This is a genomic window from Thermostichus lividus PCC 6715 (assembly GCF_002754935.1).
GTDB lineage: Bacteria > Cyanobacteriota > Cyanobacteriia > Thermosynechococcales > Thermosynechococcaceae > Thermosynechococcus > Thermosynechococcus lividus.
Genome location: NZ_CP018092.1, coordinates 800,652 through 817,594 on the forward strand (window position 1 = coordinate 800,652; position 16,943 = coordinate 817,594).

The 16,943-nt window shown below is 54.3% G+C and carries 14 protein-coding genes, 1 tRNA gene and 1 pseudogene; 3 read left to right on the top strand and 13 right to left on the bottom strand.

The window, feature by feature from the left end; all coding sequences use genetic code 11:
• Positions 1 to 31 precede the first annotated feature (31 nt).
• From rpsJ to BRW62_RS04075, 8 genes are all read right to left on the bottom strand, one after another.
• Positions 32 to 349, bottom strand: a complete 318-nt coding sequence (rpsJ, locus tag BRW62_RS04040) for a 30S ribosomal protein S10 (RefSeq protein WP_099798386.1) — start codon at positions 347 to 349, stop codon at positions 32 to 34.
• Between the two features lie 86 nt (positions 350 to 435).
• Complete coding sequence (gene tuf, locus BRW62_RS04045; RefSeq protein ID WP_099798387.1) at positions 436 to 1,665, bottom strand: elongation factor Tu; 1,230 nt, start codon at positions 1,663 to 1,665, stop codon at positions 436 to 438.
• A gap of 17 nt (positions 1,666 to 1,682) precedes the next feature.
• A complete protein-coding gene (gene fusA / locus BRW62_RS04050) occupies positions 1,683 to 3,758 on the bottom strand; it encodes an elongation factor G (protein ID WP_099798388.1) in 2,076 nt (691 codons plus the stop codon).
• Between the two features lie 85 nt (positions 3,759 to 3,843).
• The gene (gene rpsG, locus BRW62_RS04055; RefSeq protein WP_099798389.1) at positions 3,844 to 4,314 is read right to left on the bottom strand and encodes a 30S ribosomal protein S7; all 471 of its coding nucleotides are present in this window, start codon (positions 4,312 to 4,314) and stop codon (positions 3,844 to 3,846) included.
• Between the two features lie 78 nt (positions 4,315 to 4,392).
• Positions 4,393 to 4,797 (bottom strand): 30S ribosomal protein S12, encoded by a 405-nt coding sequence (gene rpsL, locus BRW62_RS04060; RefSeq protein ID WP_099798390.1) that lies wholly within the window; start codon positions 4,795 to 4,797, stop codon positions 4,393 to 4,395.
• Between the two features lie 129 nt (positions 4,798 to 4,926).
• The gene (locus BRW62_RS04065; RefSeq protein WP_099798391.1) at positions 4,927 to 5,652 is read right to left on the bottom strand and encodes an RsmE family RNA methyltransferase; all 726 of its coding nucleotides are present in this window, start codon (positions 5,650 to 5,652) and stop codon (positions 4,927 to 4,929) included.
• A 6-nt stretch (positions 5,653 to 5,658) separates the two neighbouring features.
• Entirely contained in the window at positions 5,659 to 7,155 is a 1,497-nt protein-coding gene (locus BRW62_RS04070) for a leucyl aminopeptidase (RefSeq protein WP_099798392.1), read from the bottom strand.
• 64 nt (positions 7,156 to 7,219) lie between these two features.
• Positions 7,220 to 8,344: a class I SAM-dependent methyltransferase gene (locus BRW62_RS04075; protein ID WP_099798393.1), complete on the bottom strand. Its 1,125-nt coding sequence runs from the start codon at positions 8,342 to 8,344 to the stop codon at positions 7,220 to 7,222.
• Between the two features lie 243 nt (positions 8,345 to 8,587).
• Here BRW62_RS04075 and BRW62_RS04080 point away from each other — a divergent pair, with 243 nt between their 5' ends.
• Both BRW62_RS04080 and BRW62_RS04085 read left to right on the top strand, forming a co-directional pair.
• Positions 8,588 to 10,069 carry a UDP-N-acetylmuramoyl-L-alanyl-D-glutamate--2,6-diaminopimelate ligase gene (locus BRW62_RS04080; protein ID WP_099798394.1) on the top strand — a complete coding sequence of 494 codons (1,482 nt, stop codon included), beginning with the start codon at positions 8,588 to 8,590 and terminating at the stop codon, positions 10,067 to 10,069.
• Positions 10,070 to 10,110: 41 nt separating this feature from the next.
• Entirely contained in the window at positions 10,111 to 11,658 is a 1,548-nt protein-coding gene (locus tag BRW62_RS04085; RefSeq protein WP_099799821.1) for an ATP-dependent DNA helicase, read from the top strand.
• Here the strand turns inward: BRW62_RS04085 and larE are convergent.
• From larE to BRW62_RS04105, 4 genes are all read right to left on the bottom strand, one after another.
• Positions 11,623 to 12,417 carry an ATP-dependent sacrificial sulfur transferase LarE gene (gene larE / locus BRW62_RS04090; protein ID WP_099798395.1) on the bottom strand — a complete coding sequence of 265 codons (795 nt, stop codon included), beginning with the start codon at positions 12,415 to 12,417 and terminating at the stop codon, positions 11,623 to 11,625. The two genes, BRW62_RS04085 and larE, sit on opposite strands and share 36 nt — an antisense overlap.
• A 24-nt stretch (positions 12,418 to 12,441) precedes the next feature.
• Entirely contained in the window at positions 12,442 to 14,469 is a 2,028-nt protein-coding gene (locus BRW62_RS04095; protein WP_099798396.1) for a ribonuclease catalytic domain-containing protein, read from the bottom strand.
• A gap of 452 nt (positions 14,470 to 14,921) precedes the next feature.
• Positions 14,922 to 15,386 carry a RuvC family protein gene (locus BRW62_RS04100; protein WP_227517562.1) on the bottom strand — a complete coding sequence of 155 codons (465 nt, stop codon included), beginning with the start codon at positions 15,384 to 15,386 and terminating at the stop codon, positions 14,922 to 14,924.
• Between the two features lie 15 nt (positions 15,387 to 15,401).
• A tRNA-Thr gene (locus BRW62_RS04105) sits at positions 15,402 to 15,473 on the bottom strand.
• Positions 15,474 to 15,580: 107 nt separating this feature from the next.
• On the opposite strand from BRW62_RS04105, the gene BRW62_RS04110 reads away from it, so the two are divergent.
• Positions 15,581 to 16,393: a sulfurtransferase gene (locus BRW62_RS04110; protein ID WP_099798397.1), complete on the top strand. Its 813-nt coding sequence runs from the start codon at positions 15,581 to 15,583 to the stop codon at positions 16,391 to 16,393.
• 52 nt (positions 16,394 to 16,445) lie between these two features.
• On the opposite strand, the pseudogene BRW62_RS15075 reads toward BRW62_RS04110, so the two are convergent.
• Positions 16,446 to 16,742: pseudogene (locus tag BRW62_RS15075) on the bottom strand (zinc ribbon domain-containing protein); the annotation flags it as partial.
• Between the last annotated feature and the right edge of the window lie 201 nt (positions 16,743 to 16,943).

Sequence of the window (16,943 nt, forward strand, 5' to 3'; positions counted from 1 at the left end):
AGCGACCTTGAGAAGCCCCACCTATCATTGCTTAGAGTTTGACCTCAATGTCAACACCCGCAGGTAAGTCTAATTTCATCAGAGCATCGATGGTTTTGGGGGAGGGCTGATAAATATCGAGGATGCGCCGATGGGTGCGGGTTTCAAAATGTTCGCGGGAATCTTTGTCAACGTGAGGCGATCGCAGCACACAGTAAACTTTGCGGCGCGTCGGCAGCGGAATCGGGCCGACTGGGGAAGCTCCTGTTCTTTTAGCCGTATCCACAATGCGCTCGCAAGACGTATCGAGTAAACGATGATCAAACGCCTTCAGACGAATGCGAATTTTTTGCTGTTGTAGAGTTGCCATAGAAACGACCGTTATTTTTCAAGGTTCAGTGAACAAGACACAAAAGAGGCCGCTAAACTTCAGAAGCTAACGGCCTTCTTTATCAACTATTTCAGGATTTTCGAGACAACACCGGCGCCGATGGTACGCCCCCCTTCACGGATGGCAAAGCGCATCCCCTGCTCAATGGCAATGGGCTGAATCAGTTCCACGGTCATCTTGATGCGATCACCCGGCATCACCATTTCTGCTTCACTGCCATCATCAGCAGTAAAGGAGGTAATTGTACCGGTCACATCGGTGGTGCGCACATAAAACTGAGGGCGATAGCCAGCGAAGAACGGAGTTTTGCGCCCACCCTCTTTGTCGGTAAGGATATAGACTTCCCCTTCAAACTGGGTATGGGGCGTAATAGAACCGGGCTTGGCCAACACCATTCCCCGCTCCACATCTTCCTTTTTCAGACCCCGCAGCAGCAGACCCGCGTTGTCCCCAGCGATCCCTTCGTCCAAGCTCTTCTTGAACATTTCAATACCGGTCACTGTGGTGGAGCGAGTTTCTCGCAGCCCAACCAGTTCAACGGTTTCATTGATTTTGATCTTACCGCGCTCAATCCGACCCGTTGCCACCGTACCGCGACCCGTAATGGAGAAAACGTCTTCCACAGCCATCAGGAAGGGCTTATCCACATCCCGCTGTGGCGTTGGAATAAATTCATCCACAGCATCCATGAGTTCGTAAATCTTATCGACCCACTCATTTTCGCCCCGGGTGGTTTTCGGATTGGCGGTCATTGCTTCAAGCGCCTTCAACCCCGAACCACGAATAATCGGAATATCATCCCCAGGGAATTCGTACTCACTCAGGAGTTCCCGCAATTCCAATTCCACCAGTTCCAACAGCTCTTCGTCATCCACCATATCCACCTTGTTCAGGAAGACAACGATGCTGGGAACCCCCACCTGCCGTGCCAGCAGAATATGCTCCTTGGTCTGAGGCATAGCCCCATCGGTTGCTGCCACCACCAGAATGGCACCATCCATCTGCGCCGCACCCGTGATCATGTTTTTCACGTAGTCGGCATGACCAGGACAGTCCACGTGGGCATAGTGGCGTTTCTCGGTTTCATACTCAACGTGAGCGGTGTTGATGGTAATCCCGCGAGCTTTCTCTTCCGGAGCCGCATCAATTTCATCGTATTTGCGGGCAGCAGCCTGACCCAGTGCTGCCAAGGTCATCGTAATCGCTGCTGTTAGCGTGGTTTTACCATGGTCAACGTGACCAATGGTACCGATGTTAACGTGGGGTTTTGTGCGTTCAAATTTAGCGCGTGCCATGTTGTTCCTCGTATAGACTATGCGTTCCCTTTATTTTTGGCAATGATCGCCTCAGCCACATTACGGGGGACTTCCTCGTAATGGCTGAATTCCATCGAGAAAATTCCCCGACCTTGGGTATTCGAGCGGATATCAGTGGCATAACCAAACATCCGTTCGAGAGGGACTTTGGCGGTCACCTTGGCAATGCCACCGTCCACCGTTTGCCCCTCAATTTGACCACGACGGGAGATCAAATCCCCCATCACTGTCCCAAGGAATTCTTCTGGAACCTCGACCTCGACCTTCATCATAGGCTCCAACAGAACCGGATTTGCTTTCATCACCGCTTCTTTAATGGCCATGGAACCAGCGATTTTGAAGGCCATTTCCGACGAGTCAACGTCGTGATAGGAACCATCGACTAAGGTGACTTTGAGGTCAATGACGGGATACCCCGCAAGGATGCCAGATTCACAGGCCTCTCTCATCCCTTGTTCCGCTGGCGGAATGTACTCTTTGGGAACTACACCACCAACAATTTTCGAGACGAACTCAAAGCCTGTGCCAGGCTCCGCTGGTTCAACTTCAATCACCACATGGCCGTACTGACCTTTACCGCCACTTTGACGAATGAACTTGCCTTCACTGCGAGTTGGCTTGCGGATGGTTTCCCGATAGGCAACCTGAGGCTGACCGATGTTTGCCTCCACTTTGAACTCCCGCTGCATCCGATCCACAAGGATTTCAAGGTGCAACTCACCCATCCCCGCAATCACAGTTTGGTTGGTTTCGGGGTCCACACTCACGCGGAACGTGGGATCTTCTTCCGCAAGGGACTGCAAGGCTTTGGAGAGTTTTTCCATGTCCTGCTTGGTTTTCGGCTCTACAGCGACAGAAATGACGGGTTCTGGCACATATAGAGATTCTAGGATCACAGGGGCGCTTTCGTCACAGAGGGTGTCACCGGTGAAGGTATCTTTTAAGCCCAAGGCCGCACCGAGATCCCCTGCGCGCAGCTCATCAACTTCAATGCGCTCATCGGCTTTTAAGATAATCAAGCGAGAGATGCGCTCTTTCTTGCCTTTGGTGGCGTTGAGAACGTAGCTCCCTTTTTTGAGCACCCCCGAATAGACCCGCACAAAGGTCAGGCGGCCGTAGGGATCCGCCATGATCTTAAAGGCCAAGGCCGCAAGGGGCTGATCATCATCCGCTGCTCGCTCTACTTCGGTACCATCGGGCAAGTGGCCTTTGATGGCGGGGACATCGATGGGAGCAGGCAAATAATCCACTACCGCATCTAGTAACAGTTGCACGCCTTTATTCTTGAAGGCGGAGCCACAGAGCATCGGTACAATAGCACCACTAATGGTGCCTTTGCGCAAAGCAGTGCGAATTTCCTCTTCTGTGAGGTCTTCCCCTTCGAGGTATTTTTCCATCAACACATCATCGGTTTCGGCCACGGCTTCGACTAGCTTGGTACGAAATTCTTCGACCTGCTCTGCCATGTCCTCAGGAATGTCGGTATCTTCAATTTCTTTGCCCAAGTCATCTTTGTAGATCTTGGCACGCATCCGCACGAGGTCAACAATCCCCAAAAACTGATCTTCAGCGCCAATGGGCAGTTGAATGGGAACGGCGTTTGCCCGCAGACGATCAAGGATTTGGCTATAAACTTTGTAAAAGTTTGCGCCAGTGCGATCCATCTTGTTGACAAAAACAATCCGCGGCACGTTGTAGCGATCGGCTTGCCGCCACACGGTTTCTGACTGAGGTTGCACCCCGCCCACAGAGCAAAAGACGGCAATCACCCCATCGAGCACCCGCATGGAGCGCTCTACTTCAATGGTGAAGTCCACGTGACCAGGGGTGTCAATAATATTGATCTGGTGATCTTTCCAAGAGGTACTGATGGCTGCTGCGGTAATGGTGATTCCCCGCTCCCGCTCTTGTTCCATCCAGTCGGTCACGGTGTTTCCCTCGTGCACTTCGCCAATTTTGTGCACCACACCGGAATAGTATAGAATCCGCTCGGTTGTGGTTGTTTTACCCGCATCAATGTGAGCGGCAATCCCAATATTTCGCACTCGCTCCAGCGGGGTCGTCCGTGCCACAGCTACCTCCTTATTTGTTGCATTGCGTTAGAATTCTTAACTAATTGTATCCAACTCTTTGACGGGTTGTTGCATTTTGCGGCGTTTAATAGCGATAGTGGGCAAACGCTTTATTCGCTTCGGCCATTTTGTGGGTTTCTTCCCGTTTACGGATGGTGCTACCGGTTTCATTCGCTGCATCCATCAGTTCGTTGGCTAATTTGGCAGCCATGGAACGACCTGCTCGCTTGCGGGAAAACTGCACTAACCAGCGCAATGCTAGGGCAATGCCGCGATCGGGGCGTACTTCCATAGGAACTTGATAGGTAGCGCCGCCAACCCGCCGGGCTTTGACTTCTACAAGGGGGGTGGCATTTTTGATGGCGCGCTCAAAAAGTTGCAGGGCATCTTCTCCGGTTCGCTCTTCTACTGTTTTCATCGCGCTATAGACGATACGGCTGGCTAGGGATTTTTTGCCGTTCAGCATGATCCGCTGGATCAGCATGTTCACCAAAATGTTGTTGTACACCGGATCAGGGGAGGTGGGGCGTTTTTGAGCGCGAGTGCGACGAGACATAGGAGTTTTGCGTTTGCTCTAGTGGATGATGAATGGGGTCAATCTAGGGTGGACTGAGTTAAAACTAGGAGGATAGAACTATTTTTTCTTGCCGGTGGCAGTGGCTTCACCGGGTTTTGGGCGCTTGGCACCGTATTTGGAGCGACCTTGCTTGCGATCTTTGACCCCAGCAGTGTCGAGGGTACCGCGAATAATATGGTAGCGAACACCGGGCAGGTCTTTGACCCGGCCACCACGAATCATGACAACGGAGTGCTCTTGTAGGTTATGGCCAATACCGGGGATATAGGCGGTAACTTCAAAGCCAGAAGTAAGGCGTACCCGTGCGACTTTGCGCAGTGCCGAGTTGGGCTTTTTGGGCGTGGTGGTGTAGACCCGGGTACAGACACCGCGCCGCTGCGGACAGCTTTTGAGGGCTGGTGATTTTGTTTTCTTTTTCAACAGTTCCCGCTCTTGGCGGATAAGTTGCTGGATGGTGGGCATTGCTGCTTACGTTAATTTCACCGAACTTCTAGTGTATCGAGGTTAAAGTGACGTTGTCAATGCCACGTTCACTGAGGGGGCGGAACGTCCTATCTGCCTATGGGGCGGGGTAGGTAATGGAGGGCTGGCTCACATTGTGGGGTGGTGCTGTTCGCTGTAGTGGCTCAGCAGGCTGAGGGTGGCGATCGCCGCGGTTACGGCTCGGAGAGTGCGCCGTCCTAAGGAAAATTCTTGCCAACCAGCACTGAGGACTAAATCCAGTTCTGGGGTTGTCCAACCGCCTTCAGGCCCGATCGCCACGGCAATTGGGGCGTTAAAGTTCATCCCTGCTAGGTAGTCGGCGAATAGGGTGGTAGCGCGCAGGCTGCCAATATAGCCCTGGGGGGCAACCTCAACCATGGCTGGCACCGTTAACGGATCGGTAATTGTGGGTACGTAGAGGCGCTCGGATTGTTCGGCAGCTTCTTGGAGGATGCGCCGCCAGCGTTGATATTTATTGGCACTGGGCTGGAGGAGCGATCGCGCTGTGCGGATGGGGATAATTTGCCTGACCCCTAGTTCGGTGGCCTGCTGGAGCACCTGTTCAAAGGTTGCCGTTTTCAATAGAGCTAGGCAGAGGATAATCTCCGTGGCTAGTTCACTGTGGCCGCAGTGGGCGTCTAGTAACTGCACCGTGGTGCGATCGCCCCCCAATTGCGCCTGCCAGCGGTGACCGTGGCCATCCAGAATCCACAGGGGATCAGTGGGTTTTAGGCGCAGCACATGGTGGAGGTAGTGGGCTTGGGCAGGGGTTAGGGTAACAACCTGCTCCTGAATTTGGCTTGGGTCAACCACCAAGCGTTGGGGCGATCGCATCGGAGGCTAAGGAGTGGCGTAGCTAGTTAACCACTCTACTAAGGTGCGCACAGGATAGCCAGTGCCACAGGGGTTATTGTAGCCATCTTCTTTTTCAGTCCAAACTGGCCCAGCAATATCCAAGTGTGCCCAAGGGGTGTTGTTGACAAATTGCTGTAAAAACAGAGCGGCTGTAATGGAGCCAGCGGCGCGTGGGCCTGTGTTTTTCATGTCGGCCACTTGGGATTTCATCCCTTCAAAATACTTGCTTTCTAAGGGCATTTGCCACAGCTTTTCGCCGCTGCGATCGCTGGCCTGTTGCAAGGCTTTGGCTAAGTCAGTATCGTTACTCCAGAGTCCGGCAATCGTGTCTCCAAGGGCAACAATGCAAGCCCCCGTCAGGGTTGCTAAATCCACAATGGCATCCACTTCCAGCTTTTCGGCATAAACTAGGGCATCGGCAAGGGTGAGGCGGCCTTCAGCATCGGTATTATTCACTTCAATGGTCTTGCCGTTAGATGCCGTCAGAATATCCCCCGGATGCATCGCCCGGCCACTAATCATGTTTTCGGTGGCAGCAACAATAAAGTGAACCTCAATACCTGCAGGTTTCAATTGGCCAATGACTTGCGCTGCCCCCAGCACTGCGGCGGCTCCCCCCATGTCCATCTTCATGGTTTCAATGCCGCCTTGGGTTTTGAGGTTGAGGCCACCGGAATCAAAGGTTAGCCCTTTACCGATGAGGGCAATTTTTTTCTGAATTGGCTCGGCGCCAGTGTAGGTGAGGTGGATGAACTTGGGTGGCATCTCTGAGGCTTGGGCAACCCCTAAAAAAGCACCCATCCCCAAGGCAGCACAGTCGTCCCGCTCGAGAATTTTGGCGGTGAGGCCATGGCGATCGGCAATGGTTTGAGCTGTTTCCGCCAAAGTGACTGGGGTAACCTCGTTGGCTGGGGCATTCACGAGTTCCCGCGCCAGAATGACGCCATCGCAGATCTGTTGGGCACGGGCGAGGGCTGCACTTTGATCTCCTAACCCTAGGAAACTCACACTCTCTGGATAGGGAAGGAGTTTGCGCGCTTCTGGATCGGACTTAAAGCGCAGATCACTGTGCAGGGCTAGGAGCACTCCCTCGGCCAAGGCCTGGCTTATTTCCCCGGAATCCATGTTCTCTAGGGGGGCGCTGATGGCTAGGGTTTTTGCCCGTTCGCGACGGGCGGTTCGGGCAATGGTGGCGGCGGTGCGGCGCAGGGTATCCAGCGTAAATTCATCGCGACTGCCCAACCCAATCAGAAACAGCTTTTTAATGGGAATGTTTGGTAGCAACCGGATGAGCAACGATGTACCGGCTTTGCCCTCAAACTCACCGTCGTTAATCATCTCCTGCAGTAGACCATTGAGGCGTTGGTCAAGCTGGGTGTAGGGATCGGTGAGGGTCAGGGTGCCCTCACTTTGAAAAAGGGCGATCGCCAACAAATCACCAGACCAGTCGGGAATAGGTGTAGAAACCGTTTGCAGTTGCATTACTTTTCTGGGGCTTTTACGTTGAATGGCTCAATTTATCTTGCCTCATGGCATACCCTGCCGTCTAGAGCGGGGGGATCGCTGCGGCTGGCGATGAATCGCCACCCTCTTGGGGTTTAACTGCAATCCAGTACTTACTCATGAAGTGGTGCTGCACCTCCTGCACCACCAGACCAGCCTTTTCTAGACGATGGTTGAGATCATCTTCAATGTAGTTGCGGTAAAAGGGTTCATGGAATAGGTTGGCAAAGTTCTCCATCATAGGCCGCTGCGCTGGTGAATCAATGGCCTGAATTGAATCGCAGATGACAAATATGCCGCCGGGCTGGAGCACCCGTGCGCATTCGTCAATCACCTGTTGTCGCACGGGGGCTGGCAGTTCATGGAAGAGGAACACGCAGGTAATGGCATTGAAGTAGTTGTCAATGTAGGGCAATGCCTCGGCGCTACCTTGAATGAGTTGAGGGAGGTCTCCGACTTGCTCGGCCAGTAAGCTGTTGGCTTTGCGCAGATAGGTGGGGGACAAATCAATGCCAAACAGGGCTGCCTCTGGAAATCCGTAGCGCAATTGTTTGAGGGTGCGTCCTGTGCCGCAGGCAACATCTAGAACCCGCACTGGTGGGGTGGGGGGAAGGATCTGCAGGTGCCGAGCAATGGGGGCAATAACCCGCCGCCGCATCGCGTCCGCTGTGCCGCCAAAGAGGATTTCGACCTGTAGATCGTACAGATTGGCCGAGGTTTCGCTGAGATAGCCATCGGTTTGGTAGTGGAAGTTTTGGCGGTAGTACTGCGGATAGGCATCTAGGGAAATCGTGTCTGCAAAATCCTGAAACCGCCGCGATCGCGCCCGCTGCCACATTTGGGGTAAATCCAGCCACAGAACCGGATAAAACTGCCAAAATTCCTGCCAAAGCCCATCAAATAAAAGGCTTGCCGGGTAAAATCCAGCGGCGGCATCCTGCCAGTCACTATTGAGCAGGGCTTCGTAGCGCTCCTTTAACCAAGTCTGCAATTCGGGGCTGAGGGGCTGTGTGCGCTCTTCTGTGGGAAAAAGGCTGTTAAACAGGCGTGCACTCAGGGTTTTGTGGGCGATCGCTAGGATATTCTTTCCCCACTGGACAGCTTGGTAGCTCGACCGCAAGGCTTCGTTGATCAGCGGCAGATCAGAGGCAAAGGGCGCAACGTGCATGACACTTCACTAAACTTCATAATTCTTGCTGTTTCTTACTATACCGCTTATTTTTCAAGCGACTCCTTGGCCACCCATGCAGCGGATAGTGCTTCAGCTAACGTTACCCATCACTTGACACGGTATCTGGAATCCGCCGCTGCGCAGTGATGATGTTCGTGAAATTGCCTGTAATCAGGGCATGATGGTTTAGAATCGCTCGCAATAGGGGGAAACCCCCCGTAAATTTGAGGACATGCATCGATGAAGCTACGGGAACTTCTTAATGCTGCCCAGATTGCTACGACAATTGAGCATCCTGCGCTGGAGCAAGAGGTGCAGCACCTCAGCACTAACTCTTGGGACTGCCAAGATGGAACGTTATTCATTGGTATGCCCGGTACCCGCGTTGATGGCGGCAATTTTTGGCCTAGTGCCTTAGCGGCAGGGGCGATCGCTGCGGTGGTGTCTCCCCAAGCAAAGGCCAATGACGGCAGTGCCTGTGTCATTGTGGTGGAGAATGTTGAGCGTGCCTGTGGTGCCTTGGCTGCAGCATTTTACAACACGCCTGCCCAACGTCTGAGCCTGCTGGGGGTAACGGGCACCAATGGTAAAACCACCACAACCCATTTGATTGAACATCTGTTGAGCACGGTGGGGTATCCCACGGCACTCTTGGGTACCCTCTACAGTCGCTGGCCGGGGCATTATGAAGTGGCCAGCCACACCACCCCCTTTGCGGTGACGCTGCAAGAGCAGTTGGCGGCGGCAGTAGCAGCGGGGTGTCGTTTTGGGGTGATGGAGGTAAGCTCCCATGCGCTGGCGCAGGATCGGGTCTGGGGGTGTCAGTTTGAGGCGGCGGTGTTTACGAATTTGACCCAAGATCATCTGGACTATCACCGCGATTTAGAGGATTATTTTGCGGCCAAGGCCAAGCTATTTACGCCAGAGTACCTGAAGGGGAAAGCCATCATTAATCGAGATGATCCCTTTGGGCAGCGGCTGGCGCAGCAATTAGCTCCAGAGCAGGTCTGGACTTATGGCCTTGGGGAGGGTGCTGACTTTACCGCCGTGGATCTCACCTATCGGGTGAATGGTGTCACCGGAACGCTGCACACCCCCATCGGCACGGGAACGCTAAACTCGCCGTTAGTAGGGCAGTTTAATGTGGCCAATGTCCTAGGGGCGATCGCCATGGGGGCAGCGGTGGGGCTGCCCTTAGAGTCAATGCTAAAGGCGCTGCAAGATTTTGGCGGTGTACCCGGTCGCATGGAGCAGGTGCGTATTGCCCCTGACCAAGATATTACGGTGTTGGTGGACTATGCCCATACGCCGGATAGCCTCGATAACTTATTGCGGGCAGCGCGTCCTTTTATTCCCGGTCGCCTTATTTGTGTGTTTGGCTGTGGGGGCGATCGCGATCGCACCAAACGGCCACAAATGGGCGCGATTGCCGCTCGCTTAGCGGATCAGGTGGTGGTGACCTCCGACAACCCGCGTACCGAAGACCCACACCGGATTTTGGATGATATTATCGCGGGAATTCCGCCCCAAACCCCGATGATAGTTGAAGCCGATCGCCGTACCGCTATCATCTCTGCTATTCTGGACGCCAAGCCGGGGGATGGGGTGGTGATTGCCGGTAAAGGTCACGAAGACTATCAAATTTTAGGGACGGAAAAAGTGCACTTTGACGATCGCGAAGAAGCGCGAGCAGCACTGAAACAGCGACGGGAGCGCGGCTAACATGCCACAATGAGGGATTGTTGTGGCTCAGTGAGCAGACTGTGATTGAGGCCGAGGTTCACCGCCAGTTACGGGCGTTTTTACGCCACAGTGGCGATCGCCTACGGCGCGCCCATCTGGGCGATCGCCTGTGGCCGCACCATCTCACCTTGGCGCGATTAGTAGCACGTGCCTTGCGGCTACGGCGGGGGTGTGTGCTTCAGGTCACTGCACGGGCAGTTTGGCAGCATTGTTATGGCCTGAGCTATTTACTGCCTGCCCTGCTCTACCCCGAACCGGTGCTCGTCGTCGTGCCCGAGCAACGATTGGCGACCCTCCTGCACCAAGAAATTCCAGAGTTACTTTCCTTCCTAGCGGTGACGAAATCGGTACAGCGCGGCGATCGCTGGCCAGTTGGCTTCACTGGGGTGCTGGTGATGAGCCTCGAGGAGTGGGTGGCAGCACAGCTTGGCACGGCTTCCCAGTTACTGCCTGAGGCGGTTGTCACCCTTATTGATGGTGTTGAAGAACTACCCAGACTCAGCCAACAGCACTTGACCTGCGAGATTGGGGCAGCGGATTGGGAGCATCTGAAATTAGCGGCTCCTACTGCCCTAGAGCAGATTCGCCATACCTATGCCCAGTTGGCACACCAGCTTTTCCAACGCCCCAGCAACCCCTACGGCGATTATTTACTGGCACCTCTGGAGCGGCAGCTTCTGCAAACCCTCTTGGATCATTGCTCGGCGACGTTGCCCCCCTGTTGGCAGCAGCTACAGGCCTATTTAGGCCAGCCAGATACGGTGCTGTGGAGCCGTCGCCATCCCACTGCTGGCTACTTTAGCCTCTATAGCCACCCCCTCAACCTGCGCCCCTATTGGCAACCCGTTTGGCTTTCTGCGCCCTTTGTGCTCATTGGCAGCGGCCCCGATGCTGAGCCACCCTTGGCCTATTTGCAACACCAGTTAGCGATTCCACCGCAAACCACCGTTAAGTTCAGTAGCGATCGCCATAGCGAAGCCATCACCCTCTACATTGCCGAAGATTTACCCTTGCCCAATACGCCAGCCTTTGCGGCAGCCACCCTCAGACGGCTCTACGATCTGATTGGCCGCGTTGGGCATCAGTCGGTGGTGGTGATCGTGCCCGATGTGCCGCTGCGGGAGCAGTTAGCTACCCAGTTGGCGGCGCTCTATGGCTCGCGCGTTCAGTTAGATACCCTGAGTGATCAGCCCCACCCCATTCTGGTTAGCAGCCCCACGTTTTGGTTGCAGGCTGCGCCGCAGTTTCCCTGCCCCACCCTATTAGTGCTTACTACCTTGCCGTTGCCTTCACCAGAAAAGGCGCTAGTCAGCGCTTGCATTGACTGGCATAAGCAACAACAGCAGGATTGGTTTCGCCATTATTTACTGCCGGAATGCCTGACCCTGCTGGATCGGCTCATTGCGCCCCTGCGTCAAGATGAGCCTTGGGTGGCTATTTTAGATCGGCGGTTGACCGAACGCACCTATGGCCGCGATATTCTCCAGAGTTTGAGTCCCTACAACCGAGTTAGCGATCGCGCCCTGCTGCTATCACCCATTGAGGTTGCCACTGCGAAACCCTTCTAGATCAAGGGTTACGTAGGTAAAGCCCAAGGATTGAAAATAGTGCACCAGTTTTTCTAAATCGGTTTGGTGAATAAATTCAGGGATTTGCGCCTGGAGGATTTCAATGCGCGCTGTGTCACCATGGCTACGCACGCGACAGGGTTCCCAGCCCTGCTGTCGCAGATAATACTCGGCCTGCCCCACTCGCTGTAGTTTTGCAAGGGTAATTGCCTCCCCGTAGGGAAACCGCGAACTGAGGCAGGGTTGGGCAGGCTTATTCCACCACGGCAACCCCAAGGATTTGGCAATTTCGCGCACCTCTAGCTTACTGATCCCCACTTCCGCAAGGGGCGATCGCACCCCCCGCTCCTTGGCAGCGGCAATGCCCGGACGATAGTCTTGGAGGTCATCGGCATTCACCCCATCCACAATGTAGTCGTAGCCCCACTCTTGGGCAAGCCCTCGCAGGCGATCGTGCAACTCACTTTTGCAAAAGTAGCAGCGATTCACCGGATTGGTCGCATAGTTGGGATTCTCAAGTTCGTGGGTTTCAATGAGTTCATGGCGAATGCCAATGGCCGCTGCTTGAATGCGGGCATCTTCTAGATCCGCAGGAAAGAGCGAGGGAGACACTGCGGTAACCGCCACGGCGCGATCGCCTAAGACATCCTTGGCCACCTTTGCCACAAGGGTACTGTCAATACCACCGGAATAGGCAATCAGCGCTTGCTCCAGTTCCCCAATTAGGTGCCGTAGGGCAGCAAGTTTTTCAACTCCCATAGCAAATCTCCTTTACTAAAGGAATTATGGCGTAACCGTCGCCGCCGGCGAAGACGGAACCTCTGAGACTTCCTCCAGCCAAATTTGATCACTGCGGGGATCAACCCGACTGGCGCGCACTAGCAGCGATTCACCCAAGTTTGCTTGGCGCTGCAAACGCATGGCCAACTCTACCCCCAAGTCTTCTAAGAGCACTAAACCCAAGTTCTCCTCTGGTCGCAACCAGCGCAGTAAGATTCCCCGCCACACTTCATCGCGGTGGCGGCGCAGGTACTCAAGGCACCAGTAGCGATTGGTTTGTCGCTCCACTAAGGATGACTCTTGAATGGAGGAAACGAGTCGCAGCAGTAGTTCGTTCAGTTGCTCTGGGGTAAGGGGGGGTGTTTCGCCGCGCAGATGGGCTTTAATTTGGCGGTGCGCCAGCAAATCGGTATAGCGACGGATTGGGGAGGTTACTTGGCAGTAGGCATCTAGGCCTAAACTGGCGTGGGGGTTAGGCTGGGTGCTCATTTCACTGCGAGGCATACAGCGACGAATGGCACAGTCGCGCACGACGCCAGCGGGAAGTTGGCGTAATTCGTCGTCGGGGGGCAACTCTGGTGGAGATTGACAGCGAAAGGGCAAGGGAATCCCTTCGCGCAAACCGTAATCCGCTGCTACTTCGCCAGCTAAAATCATCATTTCCGCAACCAGTTGTCGCGCTGGCGAGTCCCGCAGCGGGGAGATCTCCACCTCCTCACCGGCGACCTTAATACTCGGCTCAGGAATATCAATACGGATGGCGCCGCGCTGTTGCCGCCATTGGCTACGGCGGTTGCCCCAGTGGGCGATCGCCAGCAGATCGGCTTCGGCGGGCACCGCCTGCTCTAAGATCATATCCACATCATCGTAGCTTAGGCGGTAGGTGGGGCGAATCCAGCTTGGGCAAATTTCGTATTCGAGGACTTCGCCGCTCTCGGCCAAGAGGATGCCAAAACTCAAAGCACAGCAGAGACGCCCTTCCACCAAGCTCATCGGGCCTGTGGCCAACTCCGAGGGAAACATGGGAATGATGCCCGTGGGTAAATACACGGTCGTGGCGCGGCGGCGGGCTTCATGGTCTAGCACATCATCGGCCATCACCCAGCGGCTTGGATCCGCAATATGAATCCACAGCTTTTGGCGATCGCCCACGACTTCAACACTCAAACCATCGTCAATTTCTTGGGTACTTTCATCGTCAATGGTATAGACCTTCAGATGCGTCAGATCCCGGCGTAGGTCAGCATCTATATCCGTTGGTGGTGAGTTTAGGCAGTTATGAGCCACATCAAGTACCTTGGCAGAAAATTCAACTTGAATCTGGCTACGGCGCAGAAAAAGATTTTCGTGCGTTGACCACAGCCCCAAATCCACCAGTAGTTGAAAGGCACCAAGGGGTTGAGTGGGTCGCTTCAGTTGACGGAGTAACTCCACCGCACCTTGATGCTGGGCACTGGTTTCAATGGCTATAGCATAACGCTCTAATTGTTCAAGGCGCTTGCGATCTCCTGCGGACCACTGCACCGCCTCTCCCGCCAAGGCCTGGGCTAAATGTTCCGTGAAGGTGGCCTCCTCTGCCAAGCGTTGGGCTTCCTTCTCATGTTGGTGCTTTAGCTCTGCCACTTGAGCCACAGAGCGAGGCTCATACACCTCGCCTTTGAGTTTGAAATAAAAACGGTCTTCACTCAGTAAATAATAGGCCGCGTAGCAGGTGGCGGCAGTGGTTTCGCCAAACAAGAGTTCCGCTAACCCCTGCGGGGTAATGGTACGCTGCTCTTCGCGGATAATTTCCCATGCGACTTCAAGGCTCTCAGGATCAAGGAGGGACTGCACCTGCTGCCAAAATGCAGGAATATCTTGGGGACGAAACCGTTCATGGGGAACGGTAAAGGTAATGTGGCGAGGATGTAGGGTATGGGATTGTAGGTGTTGATCCATAGCAATCCACAGCTTTTTACCTTCAGGGCGATCGATGGTCGCTAACCGCCGCTGATTCTGTACCCGAAACTCAATGAGGGTGCCTTTCTCCACAGATGCTGCGCCGCAACGATAACCCGTTAATTATAGGAGTGATGTGGGCGGGCTAAAACCCCTCCGCTTTAGCGAGGGGATACAGCCAACTCAGGGGGCTTTAGCCCTCTCTATGTGTTAAACTATAGACGTGGAAAGTAGACGTATCAACTACGCGAAGAAACATCCTAGTACGGAGAAATCCCGGCACGTAAGTCACTACCGCTTTGGCGGCAAGCCTAAACCACTGCAAGCAATGGCAGGATGTTGAGCGTATCGAACTGGCTAGTGTTGAAAAGTGCGAAACCACGAACCGAAACATAAACGTAGTCCCAATAGCAGAGATGCTTGAGGTGAGTAGGGGGTCTTTGACTGCCCCCACCCGCATTAAGTTGTGGGTGACAGCTCAAGGGAAAAGCGAAGCAATGCGGCTTCAGCCCGTTGCGTAGCATCCTTTGGGAATCCCCTCTCTTTCAAGGAGGAGAGAAGTCAAAGGACTTGAGGCACAGTTGATGGCCACAGTGACGTTCTAAGAGGACGATGGCCACAATGTCATCAATGGGACGGGGAGGGAGCCGCAGCCCGTGAGGAATGAATTTCTGCACGCCCCGGGGCGGAAATAACTGCCAATAGCGATCGCGCGCAACTAGGGTACTGTTGCGTTCATCCACTTGGTGAATGCCAACATCAGCTGGCAGGTGTGCCTGCAAGGTTTGCAGCCAATGCTGGGATGTGGTTTGGTTTCCCATAATGACTTGGCGAATGCCGTAGGTACGCTGCCAGTGCTGCACAAGGGCAAGGGCGCGATCGCTGGCAACCACCTCATGCGCCCAGATTTCCGTCGGTGTTGCTAGGGCGAGGCCGCATTTGTCGCGCCCAGGGTCAAACCCCACATAGGTCGGTGTTGGCTCCTGTCTTAGCAACTGAGACTGACTCACTCCCTCCCTACAGCAAGCCCGTGACGAGGATTGAACTCGTGACCTCACCCTTACCAAGGGTGTGCTCTACCACTGAGCTACACGGGCAAAAATCATCAAGATTCCATCATAACCGATGCAGGCAACACTTTGAACCCCAATTTTTGCTTGGCTGTTCCAAGGTACGATCGCCAGTAACCCTTTGTTGCTTGTCGATGAGCGCCTATACCGTAACTGCCGCTTGGCTGGCTAACCACCTAGACGACCCTAACGTCGTAGTGATTGACTGTCGCTTTGATTTGATGGCACCGGAGCGAGGGCAACAGCAGTACCGCGCGGGCCATATTCTCGGTGCCTACTACTTAGACTTGGAGCAGGATTTATCCAGTCCGCGGCAGCAGTACGGGGGGCGGCATCCCTTGCCAGACCCCGAACGATTAGCCGCAACCCTACAGTTGATGGGGGTGAGGGAACAAACCCTAGTGGTGGCCTACGATGATTCGCGGTTGGCCTATGCGGCTCGGTGTTGGTGGTTATTGCGGTGGCTGGGGCACGATCGCGTCGCTGTGTTAGATGGGGGCTACAGCCATTACGCTGCCGCAGGTTATCCCACCACAACGGTGATCCCGGAAGTGCGTCAGGGGCACATCGTTGCTGTCCCCAGAGCAGAATGGGTGGTGGATCGCCAAGGGGTTATTGCGGCTCAAGGACAGCCACAAACCGCCATTGTCGATGCACGGGAGCCGCACCGCTACCGGGGTGAGCATGAACCCATTGATCCGGTGGCTGGGCATATTCCAAGGGCACTCAATTACCCGTGGTTGGAGATGACCCACGCCAATGGGTTGCTCAAATCAACGGCTGAGTTACAACGGCACTGGCAATCCTTGGCAAACACACCGGAAATTATTGTCTATTGCGGATCCGGAGTCACGGCCTGTGTAGATATTCTGGGGATGGCGATCGCCGGTCTCCATCAAACCAAGCTCTACGCTGGCAGTTGGAGTGACTGGTGCGCCTACCTATAGCCTACTGAGGTAAATGGAGTAGATACTAGGCGTAAACTACCGCTCATCATCGCTACGCAATAGATAAGCGGCTTCCTTGTTCAACGGGGACAGCATCTAACAAAACCGACGTTTTACCAGATGACTTACGTTCCCTCCCAAAGGCAGTAGAGCGAGTTCCTAACTCCGATATCCGCAAGGCTTCATTTCTGATGTTGATCGCAGCGTTCACGTCTCGGTCATGCTCTGTAGTGCAAACCTCGCACCTCCAATTGCGAACCTCAAGCGATAGGCTACTCACTTGATTCAGGCAAACATGGCAGGTTTTTGAAGAAGGAAAGAAACGATTGACTTCGATCCACGATTCACCTGCGGTAGCATCGGGGACTTCTTGCGACATGTCGTTAAACTCGGGTGAATAGGGAGGCAGACAAACAAGGTTGCCCTCGCCGCTGCTAACAGCTGCTAACATTGCATTGCCCGCATGCCAGACACTCTGTGTGCCCTCAGATGATCCATGACTAACACGGCGCCGGATCAGAGCTTGGGAATTCATTCATCCCGTAGCAAT

What these genes read in the sequence shown, in the direction of transcription:
- BRW62_RS04065 (WP_099798391.1), bottom strand. Translation starts at nt 5,652, where the DNA reads ATGCGATCGCCCCAACGCTTGGTGGTTGACCCAAGCCAAATTCAGGAG.
- tuf (WP_099798387.1), bottom strand. Translation starts at nt 1,665, where the DNA reads ATGGCACGCGCTAAATTTGAACGCACAAAACCCCACGTTAACATCGGT.
- rpsG (WP_099798389.1), bottom strand. Translation starts at nt 4,314, where the DNA reads ATGTCTCGTCGCACTCGCGCTCAAAAACGCCCCACCTCCCCTGATCCG.
- BRW62_RS04070 (WP_099798392.1), bottom strand. Translation starts at nt 7,155, where the DNA reads ATGCAACTGCAAACGGTTTCTACACCTATTCCCGACTGGTCTGGTGAT.
- larE (WP_099798395.1), bottom strand. Translation starts at nt 12,417, where the DNA reads ATGGGAGTTGAAAAACTTGCTGCCCTACGGCACCTAATTGGGGAACTG.
- rpsJ (WP_099798386.1), bottom strand. Translation starts at nt 349, where the DNA reads ATGGCAACTCTACAACAGCAAAAAATTCGCATTCGTCTGAAGGCGTTT.
- BRW62_RS04075 (WP_099798393.1), bottom strand. Translation starts at nt 8,344, where the DNA reads ATGCACGTTGCGCCCTTTGCCTCTGATCTGCCGCTGATCAACGAAGCC.
- BRW62_RS04080 (WP_099798394.1), top strand. Translation starts at nt 8,588, where the DNA reads ATGAAGCTACGGGAACTTCTTAATGCTGCCCAGATTGCTACGACAATT.
- rpsL (WP_099798390.1), bottom strand. Translation starts at nt 4,797, where the DNA reads ATGCCCACCATCCAGCAACTTATCCGCCAAGAGCGGGAACTGTTGAAA.
- BRW62_RS04110 (WP_099798397.1), top strand. Translation starts at nt 15,581, where the DNA reads ATGAGCGCCTATACCGTAACTGCCGCTTGGCTGGCTAACCACCTAGAC.